Here is an 11,723-nt window from a genome sequence, read left to right as displayed (position 1 = left end):
CATCAAGAGAATACGGATGAAACTCAAGCATATTACTCTGGCCATCTGTGCCACCGCACTTCTGGCTTCCTGCGCAAAGTCGCCCACCGGCCGCAACCAATTGAAACTGTATTCGTCCAGTCAATTATCGGAAATGGGCGCACAGGCATTTGACGGGATGAAAAGCGAGCAGAAAGTCTCGGCTAAACCGGTGGAAAATCGTTTTGTGAAATGTGTGGCGGAGAACATTGTTCATCAGGTGCCTGATGGCGTATTTAATGGCCAGTGGGAAGTGGTGGTGTTTGAGGATGACCAGGTCAACGCTTTTGCCCTGCCCGGTGGCAAGATTGGTGTTTACACTGGCCTGCTAAAAGTCGCACAGAATCAGCACCAGCTTGCCGCCGTGCTGGGTCATGAAGTCGGTCATGTGATTGCCGAACATGGCAACGAGCGCATGTCCAACAGTGCCTTAATCGGCATGGGCATGGAGGCCACCAATCAGATCTTACAATCGCAGCAGGTTGCGCAAAGCAATATGATTATGGCCGGATTAGGGCTGGCCACCCAGGTTGGGATTCAATTGCCTTTCAGCCGCACGCATGAGTCAGAAGCCGACTTGATTGGGCTGCAATTAATGGCCAGGGCCGGTTTTGATCCAGCAGAATCGGTTAAGCTATGGGAAAACATGGAAAAAGCTAATGGTGGCCAGCGTCAACCGGAGTTTTTGTCCACTCACCCGGCGCCGCAAACCCGTATCCAGCTACTAAGCAAAAACCTGCCTGCTGCCAGTAAGGATTATCAGGCCAGCCCTAATCGCCCCGATTGTGGCAAAGCCTGACAAAGGTCGGTGTGAGCACCCTGTCACACCGACATACGACCACCAGGGGCGGTGGAAGCGCGAAATACGCTAGTCTTCCTTATGCAAATGAACATCCATTTGCGGGAAAGGAATGCTGATTCCTTCCTGATCGAAACGTAATTTAATCGCTTCGGTCAGGTCGAATTTTACTGCCCAGAAATCCGCAGATTTCACCCAGGGCCTGACCACGAAGTTCACACTACTGTCCGCCAGTTCAGATACCGCAACCTGCGGTGCCGGATCTTTCAGCACACGAGGTTCAGCATCCAGCATGTCGATAAGAATTTGCTTGGCCTTACGCAAATCGCTGTCGTAACTGATACCGAACACCATGTCCACCCGACGGGTCTCCTGGGCGGAAAAATTGGTGATATTGCCACCATAAATGGCGCCATTGGGTACAATCACTAACTTGTTATCCGGTGTATTGAATGTGCTGGTGAAAATCCCTATGGTTTTTACCGAGCCGGCGGTACCCCCTGCTTCCACATAATCTCCGGCTTTGAAGGGGCGGAATACTAACAGCATCACTCCGGCGGCAAAGTTCGCCAGAGAATCCTTCATGGACAAGCCAATCGCCAGGCCAGCGGCACCCAACAACGCCACCAATGACGTGGTATCAACGCCCAGTTGATCCAATGAAGCGACCACCACAAACAACATCAATACGGCATTAAGGATGGATTTAACAAACTCCACCAACATATTGTCGTACTTAGAGCGGGCCATCACTTTGCCAAACAGCCCTATCAGGACGCCAACCACAATGCGACCAATAATAAAAATCAGCAGTGCCAGGGCTATGTTAATACCCCATGGGATCACATAGGTGTCGACCATTTCGGCCACTTTATCCGGATGAAACATGGATACTCTCCATCAAAACGATTTGAACTTGTTATTGTTGCGCCGTACTGGCGACTTGCTGACATGATGCATGCATCACGTTCACGCTAGCATAGTGTATGCAAAAGCTGGCAGGCCAGCATTATTTCATATACCTTCACCCCGGATATTGTCAGCTTGGCCCTGTCTGCCCTTGGTTATATGGCCGGTCAGTGCTAACTTAGGCGTTCTTCAGTGCATTTTTTCAAGCTCGTTTTATCGGAGCCGGCCCGCTTGCAAATCTTCAGTTTTAACCGCCAACTTGTTTCTAACCTGATGCTTTATTGGTGTTTGTTCTTTTGTTTATACATTATCAGCCTGTCTGTCAGCGCTCAGGCCTTGCTTGAGGTCAAGATAGAAGGTGCTGACGACCAACAACAGCAGAATATCCTTGCCCACCTGGGGCCGGTGCCTGAAGCATCGGCGCAACTGAACAGTTATATCGCCAAGGCCCGGGACAAGACCCAAAAGGCACTGGTTGCACTTGGCTACAACAACGCCAACATCAACACTAAGGTACAACGGGAACTGACGCCGCTGCGGCTGCTGATCCAGATTGAGTCCGGCCCTGCCACGCATATCAGACAGATGAATATTGAGGTACCAGGCGATGCCAGTCAGGATAAGGACTTTCAGGCCTTCATCCAAAGTATGCAGACTCATAAAGGGCAAGTGCTTAATCACGGCCGCTATGAAGCCTGGAAGAGTGAACTGCAAAACTATGCTCGCAGTCATGGCTATCTGTCCGGCAAGTGGCAACAACATGAGTTGAAAGTTAATTCAGAAACGCAGCAAGCCGATGTGTATCTGGCCTACGATTCCGGTATCAGACACAAACTGGGTGAGGTTAATTTTCAGGGCTCTGATATGACCCCCGAGCTGCTGTCCCGTCTGTCACCGCTCACCAGCGGAGAGTATTATCAAAGCAGTCATTTAAGTGCGCTGGAATCAGCACTGCGCCGCTCTGGTTATTTCGCCGACGTATTGGTGACCCCTGACCTGAACGCCATTGAAGATTATCATGTACCAGTGAATGTGGCCCTGACCGATGCACCAGGTCACAGTTTTAAGGTGGGCCTTGGCTATGTCACCGACACAGGCCCCAGAGCACAGATAAACTGGCGCACCCCCAGAGTTAATCGTTATGGACATAGCCAGGAAACCACCCTGCGTTACTCCACCGTCAACCCTTATGCCAGCTTTTTGTACCAGATCCCTGGCGATGATCCACTGACCCACAGCTATCAACTCAAGCTGGGATTGGAACAAAATGACTTTGGCGATTTGAGCAGCACCCAAAAGCATGCCGCCGTGGTCAGCCAGTCAACCGCACACAAATGGATTTGGGCCGCACAACTGCGCTGGCTGGACGAAAAGTGGAGCCTGGACGGTCTGGATTTTCAGGCTGGTTATCTGCTACCCGGTCTGACCTTGTCGCGGACCCGGCGTCAGGGCCCAATCCGCGACCCGGAAGAAGGCTTCTTACAGAATTACCAGATTGAGGCGACAGATAAGCTGTTGGGCTCAGATGGCCGACTATTGCGGGTCAGCGCGTTCTGGAAATGGTTACATCGTTTTGGCAACCACAGACTGGTCCTCAAAGGACAAGCAGGTATCAATATCACGGGTATCGATACGGTGGAAGACCTGGCTCCCTCACTGCGTTTTTTCGCTGGCGGCGATCAGAGCATTCGCGGTTTTGATTACAACAGCTTAGGCCCCACCGCCGAAGTGCAAACCAGCGAAGGTCTGCAAACCAAGGTAGTGGGAGGAAAGATGTTGGCCGTAGGGTCGGCAGAATATCAATACTACCTGACCCCGGACTGGCGCATGGCGATTTTTACCGACGCCGGTAACGCCTTTAATCGCAATAACTTCAATCCGGTGCAATCGGTTGGCGCTGGCGTTCACTGGTTATCACCCGTGGGGGCGGTGCGACTTGAACTGGCTTATGGAGTCAGCGAGGATGATCCACCATGGCGTGTGCATATTAGCATGGGGGCGGAACTCTGATGGCCAGATACATATCATTGAAACCCCTGCTACGCGCTTTGCTGCTGGGTCTGGCGTTACTATTGACCTTGCTGTTGCTGGGTGGTTACTGGTTATTGGCAACCCAAAGCGGGACCGGCTGGTTGTTAACGCAGGCGCAAGCAAATGTGCCTGGACTGAAAGTTGGTCAGCATCAGGGCAGTCTGTTGTTCGGCTTAACCTTAAGCGATCTGCATTATCAACAGACTAACCTTGACGTTAATGCCAGGCAGCTGGAGCTGGATATATCCGCCCGGGCATTGTTATTACCCCATCTGGTGGTGCAAAAACTCAAGGTCAACGAGCTGCGGATAGATATCAGTACTTCGCACGACACTGCCCCTCCCCAAGGTACTGACGCACCAACCGATATACAACTGCCCATTCCCGACTGGTTGCCTACAGCGCGGATCCAACAACTGGAAATTAACCACAGTCAGTTGAATCTGCCCACATTGGAATTGGCCTGGCAGCATCTGAGCCTCAATGCCCAGCTCAAAAATAAGCTGTTTACCTTAAACAATCTGTTGTTGCAGCAAACTGAATTGACCTTGCTGCCCAGCATCGATGCGCCTGAACCCCCTTCGTCCCCCTGGCCACTGGCTAACCTGACTGATCTACCCGCGCCGCTGGATATGCGTATCAAGGATGTGCAAGTTGAAGATTTTCACCTAATTCATTCCACCAGCCCTATACATATCCAGCATGCCATGCTGCAGTTGCAGTGGATTGACAAGAAGCTTGGGGTAGACAGATTACAGCTTGCGACTGAGGATTTTGGTCAGCTGGATCTGCAAGGTTCAGCCACACTGAAAAGCCCTTATCAAATAGCTATTAACGCCAGCTTGATACCAGGTAAGGCATGGTGGCCAGAAGCATTAGGCAATCAGCCGGTGCAACTGGGGCTGGCTGGCGCCATAAATGCCCTTAATGTACAAATAAGTGAACCCACCACCCTTAAACTACTTGCCAAGGCGCAAACCGACTTAACCCATCCTGATTTACCTTTTTCTGCTGATGTGGCCCTGGATACCGCCCCGCTTAACACCTTGGTTAAGCTGCCTGCTGAAGCCGATTTCAGGCCTGGCGCCATGACATTATCTGCCAATGGAGATATGCATAGCCAAAACGCCAGGGTGAATTTTGCTTTCAGTGGCTTCGGCTTTGGTCAGACCCAACCCGCGAACCTGGCCCTTAACGCCGTGCACAGTCCTGGTCATGTTCAACAGTTGCAGCTTCAGTTTGAAGACAGTGCCAGTCAGTCTGCGCTGCAGCTGAGCGGCAGCCTGGCGTATGGCGAGCTGCTGCAATGGCAACTACAAAGTCAGATACAAAAGTTGGTGCTAAACAGCCCGGTTATTCCTGTGCAAGGGGATATCCACGGGCAATTGGATCACCAGGGCAGTTGGTCGGAACAAAAGTGGCATGTACGCCTGGATGATACTCAGTTAAATGGCAGTTTAAATAATCTGCCGCTGCGACTAAGCGCGGTGGCTGATATTAACCAGGATGAACTGCTCAGGGTCAGTAATATTGATTTGCGCTTACAGGCCTTTAACAGCACGGTAAAGATCACTGGCCAGGCGGATCAGCAATGGCAGTTGCAGGGCACGGCGTTCAGTGATGACTTAAGCGCTGTGCTAAATGAAGGAAGCGGTAAAGCAGAAGCAAATTTTCGGGTAAGCGGAGCCCTGGCCGACCCGCTAATTGAACTGAATGGACTGGTTAAGCAACTCAACTTGCAACAAATGGATTGGCAGGATCTTAGCATTGCTGCCCGCTACCACCCAATGCAACAACATAGCGGTGAACTTACCCTGAGTTTTCCCCACTTGGTGGTGGATAACAGCCAGCATTTTCATGGCAGCCTGAACCTGAGCGGTAATGCGCCACAGCATCAGTTGCAACTGGTGATAGACGGCGACCTAAATGCTGCGATTGAATTACAGGGCAGCGCCGATCTGGCCAAAGCAAGCTGGCAGGGACAACTGAACAAGGCTGAAAGTAAAATGTATGGTGAGCACTGGCAGCTTGCCGCTCCTTTGGCAATAGCGGTCACAGATGGTCAGTTTTCACTTGCCGCCCATTGTTGGCAGGGCTTGTTTTCACAACTTTGCCTGAAGGACCCCCTGACGCAACCCGGTCAGCAAGCTATTGTGCTGAGTGCCAGTGTAGACTACGGCGCCTGGAGCGCAGGCCAGTTAAATGGCCAGCAAATTTCAGGCGCCATTAATCTGGATGCCAATATTGTGCTGCCCGAGCAGGGACAACCGCAATTGGATGTTAGGCTGCATAGCAGTCCAGGTTACATCCGCCAACAGGTTCAGGAGCAAAGCTTATCTTTATTGGAATGGCAGGGCGGTCAGTTTGTTTTGCAATCCCAGTCAGATGGCAAGCTGCAATTAAATGGTGAGCTGACCGGCGAAGACGGACAAGCGTTGCTGAAGCTTACCAGTCAATTAGGCAGCAAGGCCGATGCAGACATTGACGCCCGTTTGCAACTGACACCACTTTCGCTGGCCAGTCTGATGGCGCTGACACCGCAACTAAGCAAACTGGATGGCCAGTTGTCAGCGGATATCAGCATCAAAGGAAAACTGGACAATCCGGCCGTCAGTGGCGAGGTTCAGCTCAGGCAAGCCTCCCTGATTGTAGCCAGAACGCAGACCGCATTGGATAACCTGGAACTCAGCGCCCGTTTTCGCGATACCAGTGTCGATTTTGATGGTTTGTTTCATATGGGCAGCGGCAAAGGGCAGATTCAGGGCTCGGGTAATTGGGATACCAGCCAGACAGACTGGCAAAAAGCCTTGTCATTACAAGCGACACTGGCGGGGCAAGGGTTACAAGTGCATGCCTTACCCGAACTACAAGCCAGCGTCAGCCCCAATCTGAATATTCGATTTGAGCAGGGACTGCTGCTGCAAGGCCGCGTCAATATAGATAAGGGTCAGTTGCAGTTACAGGAGCTGCCTGCCTCCGCAGTGGATGTCTCTGAGGATATGGTGCTGGTTAATCAGCAGGAAAAACAGAAAAAGGCTCTGCTTCCGGTTAATCTGCAGCTCGATATAGAACTGGTGGATCCCTTTGCCGTCAGCGGCTTTGGCTTCAATGGTAAAATTGACGGCACTTTAAGTGCCAGACAAAAAAGTCCCGAACCCTTAGAAGTATTTGGTGCCCTGACCTTTACCGAGGGCTTATACAAAGCCTATGGCCAGAATCTTGAAGTGAAGTCAGGCCGGTTACAGTTTCTTGGCCAGGCTGATAACCCTGTGGTTCAACTGCAGGCGATCCGCCCACTGAAAGGCACCGGGGTGGAAGCCGGTATTCAGGTCAGCGGTCCGGTCAGCGGGCTGCAGGTTGAGCTGTTTTCTAATCCTGGCATGGAACAAAGCGCCATTCTGTCGTACATATTACGCGGCAAGCCGCCTGGTGCGGGCGGAGAATCAGACGGCCGTTCCATGGCTATTCTGATGGCGGCCAATCAGGGTATCGGCATTACCGGCGCCAGCGGCTTAACCGATGCACTGAACAATATTCCACTGGTCAGTGATATTACTCTGGACACAGAAACGGATGCCGTCAGCGGTGACAGTTTGGCCACCGTCAGCGGCTATATCGGCGAGCGCATCTATCTGAAGTATGGGGTGGGCATTCTGGAGCCGGTCACGCAGATCACCGTGCGTTTTTACCTGCTCAATCAGCTATGGCTTGAAGCTGTCAGCAGCCTGGAGCGCTCCATGGATCTCTACTACAGTTTTGATCTCGATTAGCACAAGCAGTAACAGCTGCTTCTGCGCAATCTGCCGGTTTATGAGGCGAAGGAGTGTGTATTTGCCCTGGTTCAGGTTAACGAATGCAGACCAAAAATATTCCCTTCGGTATCCAGAACCAGACTGATAAAACCATATTCTCCAATTGACATCTTCGGCCGTTGTACTTTCCCGCCCGCACCTTCTACCCGTGCCTCTTCTACCGCACAGTCCTGACAACTGAAATACACCAGGGTACTGTTACCACCTGATGCAACGCCAGACATACTGACCAACGCGCCACCCGCGCCGTAATGCTGCATATCGTTGGGAAATGCCCACATATCGAAGTCCGGCCCGCCCAGCTTCTCCAATGTTACCGCCAACACATTCTCATAGAAGTCTTTGGCGCGTTGTATATCTTGTACGTAAATTTCAAACCAGCCCACTGCGTTGTTCATAGAATTTCCTTCGGTCCTGCTCTAGAAGGCTATAAGTATGCCTGCCGGTGTGGATTTCGCCAGTCTTACAATTGTGAGTGCACCATGCCAGGCTATGCCTTAGACTTCCGTACCTGCACAACGCTAGCGGGTATTACTTATGCAAATTCCAAGAATCTTTTTTCCCGGCATTCTGGCCGTCGACCAACAACTTCAGCTTGAACAGGATGCAGCCAACCATATAGGCAATGTGTTGAGGTTAAGAGAAGGTCATCCCCTGGTGCTGTTTAATGGCGATGGCAACGAATATCCAGCCACTTTGCATAAAGTAGAGCGTCGTGCGGTTTGGGTACAAATTGACGCTAAACTGCAGATTAACTGCGAGTCTCCCTTTGCCATTCACCTTGGCCAGGGTATTTCCAAAGGAGATCGTATGGACTTTGTGCTGCAAAAGTCTGTTGAACTGGGAGTCACGGAGATCACTCCACTTATCACTGAACGTTGTGTCGTGCGCCTAGATGAACAGCGCTGGCAGAAAAAACATCAGCAGTGGCAGAAAATCATTCAAAGTGCCTGTGAGCAATGCGGACGCAATGTTTTACCGGTTTTACACCCCGTTATGCCGTTGGCCCCTTGGCTACAACAATCCACCAATCAATTACGCCTGACCCTGGATCCACGAGCAGATAAACGCATGGCCGATCTGTCAAAGCCGGATAATGGCGTACGACTGTTAATTGGACCGGAAGGCGGATTAAGCGAGCAGGAGGTTTACCTGACCGAGCAAGGTGGATTCCAATCAGTGTTGCTGGGACCCAGAGTGCTTCGCACCGAGACGGCCGCGCTCACCGCCATTGCCAATCTGCAAGGGCGCTTTGGCGATTTATAAGTAGTTTGTCAATCAGCGGGCCGAGCAACAGAGTCAGAACCATTTGGTGTCTGAAGGCTGTCGCATTAGGCAATAAAACAGTTGTTTGTTTTGCATACAGCGTGCATTCTGGTGTCCGGATAGATGTTGTATATGCGAATGCAAGCTATGCCAAGCTCAGTCAAAGCACAGACGCCGTTTAAAAACCTGGAGATCAGCGCTATCAGCCAAAAGGCGGTGGAAACTGGCCGAAATAATGCCCTCAATCTATGGGTAATGGGTGCCCCTATTGACCAAGTGCTGTGTGCGCTGGTCAGCGCCATTGAATCTGCCTGCGACGATCTGCATTGTTCGATTATGCTGATGAATGCAGATGGCAAAAGCATGTGTGCATTGGTCGGCCCCAGTTTGCCGGAATTTTTTTTGAACGCTATCGACGGCCTGGATATTGGCCCATCGGTGGGCTCTTGTGGGGCCAGCGCCTATTCTGGCAAACCTGTGGTGGCTGCCGATATACACACTCATCCTTATTGGGAACCTTTTCGTGAACTGTGCCAACAAGCAAACTTACGTGCCTGTTGGTCTTATCCCATCCTGGCCACAGACGGTAAAGTATTGGGCACCTTTGGCATGTATTATTCAACTGTCCGTGAACCCAGCGAGCAGGATCTTGAGCTCATTCGAACCGAAGCCAGCATCGCCGCACTGATCATTGAAAAAATGCAGGCGTCAGAGCAGCTAAGTCAGGCTAAAACTGCGCTTGAGAAGCAGGTTCAACAGCGTAACCGTGAGTTAGACAAGTCAAACAAGCAGTTGCGCCAGGCGTTGGAACAGCGCTACGAAGTTCAGCAACATTTACTGGAGATTGAAAACCTGGCGTCGATGGGCAGTATGATGTCCAGCCTGACCCACGAGGTAAACACCCCCATTGGTGTGGCTGTCACGGCCGCCAGCCACTTGCAGACACAATTGCAAAAGTCCCGGCTTTTGTTTGAGCAAAACCAGCTTACCCGTTCCGCTCTGAAAGCTTTTTATGATGAATCCGCTGAGGCAATGCTGATAATTGAGCGAAATCTGCAACGCAGTGCGGAGCTGGTCAGTACCTTTAAGCAGTTATCTTTGGATCAGCATAATCAGCAACCGCGCACATTCAATCTCAGTAGCTATGTGTGCGAGATACTCCTGTCACTCAAACCAAAACTGAAGAACTACAAGTTGCAGTTTTGCCTTGAACTGGATCCGGATCTGGAAATACTCAGCCACCCCGGCGCACTTAGTCAGATTCTGATTAATCTGATCATGAATTCAGCGATGCATGCATTTGAACCCGGTCAGGCAGGCCACATCAGTGTCGCCGTACAAATCCAGGACAATCACCTTGAGTTGCGTTATCAGGACGACGGTAAGGGCATGACCAGTGAAACCCTCAGCCATATATTCGAGCCCTTTTTCACCTCGGCCAAGCAGCGAGGTGGTAGCGGTTTGGGCCTGCATATCTGCAAGGACCTGGTGGAGAAAATTCTGCATGGCAGCATCCGTTGCCAATCCGCTCCGGGTCAAGGATGCCAATTTGTTGTTCGCTTTCCGCTTATCTGATAGTTCGTTGACTAAGCGTTCTCAAGTTGCCTGGTTGCAAGTTGAAGGGCATCGGGCACTGAATCAGCTAACTCCATAAAGCCTAAGCCCGCGTACTTTTTTACCAGTAATTGGCGGTGCATAGCACTGGTGTGGCAAAACCATCGTCCTGCACAACCATGTTTAATTTCCCAAACTGCCATTTGCTGAATAATGCCTGCCACTTCTGGACAACAAAGCTCCCAGTCCTGCATATCCATAACTCTCATCCATCTTTGCCTGGCCAACTGTTTGACCTGCCAGGTGAACGATGCACAAAACTGCTCTGCCTGTTCGGCATTCCATGCCCCCATTACCCGACAAATCAGTACGTTTTCTTTCACTTCAATCTGGTGATGGCCATGAGGCCGGAATAATGGGGACATGTTGTATCTCCTGAGTTAGCGGGTCACAAAACCGCCATTGACAAATAAGGTCTGGCCGGTAACCCAGGCCGCCTGAGGAGAAGCAAGGAAACGGATAACCGGCACGATATCTTCAACCTTGCCCAGTCTTCCCTGAACACTGGCAGCTTTCAGATAGGCAGTACTCTGCTCGTCCTCTTCGCCATGAAAAAACGCCGTGTCAATTGGCCCGGGTGCCACAGTGTTAACGGTAATACCCCGATGTCCAATTTCCTTGGCCAAAGCCCGGGAGAAATCTTCCAGTGGCGCTTTTGAACCGGCATACAAACCATAGTGCCCTGTAAAAGCCGCCAGTAATGACGTGCCCATATTGATCACCCGTCCCTGATCCTGTAGATAGCGAGCGGCCTGTTGCATCACCAGAAATACGGCTTTGCTGTTGGTATTAAATGCCTTATCAAAATCAGCTTCTGTGTAATCTACAAATGGCTTCTTTATAACTGTTCCGGCGTTATTCACCACAATATCCAGGCGACCAAACTCCTGATGGATGGCGCTGAATAACCCATTCACCTGGGCACTATCGGTTAAATCTGCCTGATAAGTCAGTGCCCGACGCCCTAGATTCTGAACCTTCTCGGCCGTTTCCAAAGCCTGAATCTTTGAACTGTCACTGTGATAGTGCACCAGAATATCTACCCCATCTTCCGCCAGACCAAGGGCAAAAGCCCGTCCCATATTCCTGGCTGCGCCGGTTATTAGGGCAACTTTAGGTTGATTGCCCTTAAGAGACTGTTGCATAAATGCTCTCCGTTTGTTGAGTTAAGATGCTGTCTTTTCGACCATTGCAGAATAGCCTCTTGCGAATATCTCCAGTAGAGTGGTATTTTGCATTTTAAAAGTGTGATATTCGCAATTAACTGGAAGCGT

General features: G+C 51.0%; 9 protein-coding genes. 5 read left to right on the top strand and 4 right to left on the bottom strand.

The features are described 5' to 3' along the window. Positions 1-16 precede the first annotated feature (16 nt). Positions 17-817: a M48 family metallopeptidase gene (locus CSR04_RS19485; protein WP_102798004.1), complete on the top strand. Its 801-nt coding sequence runs from the start codon at positions 17-19 to the stop codon at positions 815-817. 69 nt (positions 818-886) lie between these two features. Here the strand turns inward: CSR04_RS19485 and CSR04_RS19480 are convergent, their stop codons facing one another. Next, positions 887-1,705, bottom strand: coding sequence for a mechanosensitive ion channel family protein (locus tag CSR04_RS19480; RefSeq protein ID WP_102798003.1), 819 nt, complete (start codon positions 1,703-1,705; stop codon positions 887-889). Positions 1,706-1,957: 252 nt separating this feature from the next. Between CSR04_RS19480 and CSR04_RS19475 the strand changes: the two genes are divergently transcribed. Both CSR04_RS19475 and CSR04_RS19470 read left to right on the top strand, forming a co-directional pair. Beyond that, positions 1,958-3,736 carry an autotransporter assembly complex protein TamA gene (locus tag CSR04_RS19475; RefSeq protein WP_146027210.1) on the top strand — a complete coding sequence of 593 codons (1,779 nt, stop codon included), beginning with the start codon at positions 1,958-1,960 and terminating at the stop codon, positions 3,734-3,736. Beyond that, a complete protein-coding gene (locus CSR04_RS19470; RefSeq protein ID WP_102798001.1) occupies positions 3,736-7,527 on the top strand; it encodes a translocation/assembly module TamB domain-containing protein in 3,792 nt (1,263 codons plus the stop codon). Before CSR04_RS19475 ends, CSR04_RS19470 begins: the two co-directional genes overlap by 1 nt. 71 nt (positions 7,528-7,598) lie before the next feature. Here CSR04_RS19470 and CSR04_RS19465 read toward each other — a convergent pair whose 3' ends face one another. Continuing rightward, a complete protein-coding gene (locus CSR04_RS19465) occupies positions 7,599-7,967 on the bottom strand; it encodes a VOC family protein (protein ID WP_102798000.1) in 369 nt (122 codons plus the stop codon). A gap of 139 nt (positions 7,968-8,106) precedes the next feature. Between CSR04_RS19465 and CSR04_RS19460 the strand changes: the two genes are divergently transcribed. Both CSR04_RS19460 and CSR04_RS19455 read left to right on the top strand, forming a co-directional pair. Then, on the top strand, positions 8,107-8,835 hold the full coding sequence (locus CSR04_RS19460; RefSeq protein WP_102797999.1) for a 16S rRNA (uracil(1498)-N(3))-methyltransferase: 729 nt from the start codon (positions 8,107-8,109) through the stop codon (positions 8,833-8,835). A gap of 132 nt (positions 8,836-8,967) precedes the next feature. Then, positions 8,968-10,410, top strand: a complete 1,443-nt coding sequence (locus CSR04_RS19455) for a sensor histidine kinase (protein ID WP_172449436.1) — start codon at positions 8,968-8,970, stop codon at positions 10,408-10,410. A gap of 11 nt (positions 10,411-10,421) precedes the next feature. Here the strand turns inward: CSR04_RS19455 and CSR04_RS19450 are convergent, their stop codons facing one another. Together CSR04_RS19450 and CSR04_RS19445 are read right to left on the bottom strand one after the other, a co-directional pair. Beyond that, positions 10,422-10,814 (bottom strand): hypothetical protein, encoded by a 393-nt coding sequence (locus CSR04_RS19450; RefSeq protein WP_102797997.1) that lies wholly within the window; start codon positions 10,812-10,814, stop codon positions 10,422-10,424. A gap of 15 nt (positions 10,815-10,829) precedes the next feature. Beyond that, the gene (locus tag CSR04_RS19445) at positions 10,830-11,594 is read right to left on the bottom strand and encodes an SDR family oxidoreductase (protein ID WP_102797996.1); all 765 of its coding nucleotides are present in this window, start codon (positions 11,592-11,594) and stop codon (positions 10,830-10,832) included. Between the last annotated feature and the right edge of the window lie 129 nt (positions 11,595-11,723).

This window comes from Bowmanella denitrificans (assembly GCF_002887595.1).
Taxonomy (GTDB): Bacteria; Pseudomonadota; Gammaproteobacteria; order Enterobacterales; family Alteromonadaceae; genus Bowmanella; species Bowmanella denitrificans.
Note: the sequence above shows the minus strand (reverse complement) of the source record. Positions and strands in the feature narration are given on the sequence as shown.

Bases quoted from the DNA above. Each gene is read 5' to 3' on its own strand.
- CSR04_RS19485 (WP_102798004.1), top strand. From the start codon at position 17: ATGAAACTCAAGCATATTACTCTGGCCATCTGTGCCACCGCACTTCTG.
- CSR04_RS19480 (WP_102798003.1), bottom strand. From the start codon at position 1,705: ATGTTTCATCCGGATAAAGTGGCCGAAATGGTCGACACCTATGTGATC.
- CSR04_RS19470 (WP_102798001.1), top strand. From the start codon at position 3,736: ATGGCCAGATACATATCATTGAAACCCCTGCTACGCGCTTTGCTGCTG.
- CSR04_RS19465 (WP_102798000.1), bottom strand. From the start codon at position 7,967: ATGAACAACGCAGTGGGCTGGTTTGAAATTTACGTACAAGATATACAA.
- CSR04_RS19460 (WP_102797999.1), top strand. From the start codon at position 8,107: ATGCAAATTCCAAGAATCTTTTTTCCCGGCATTCTGGCCGTCGACCAA.
- CSR04_RS19455 (WP_172449436.1), top strand. From the start codon at position 8,968: ATGCGAATGCAAGCTATGCCAAGCTCAGTCAAAGCACAGACGCCGTTT.
- CSR04_RS19450 (WP_102797997.1), bottom strand. From the start codon at position 10,814: ATGTCCCCATTATTCCGGCCTCATGGCCATCACCAGATTGAAGTGAAA.
- CSR04_RS19445 (WP_102797996.1), bottom strand. From the start codon at position 11,594: ATGCAACAGTCTCTTAAGGGCAATCAACCTAAAGTTGCCCTAATAACC.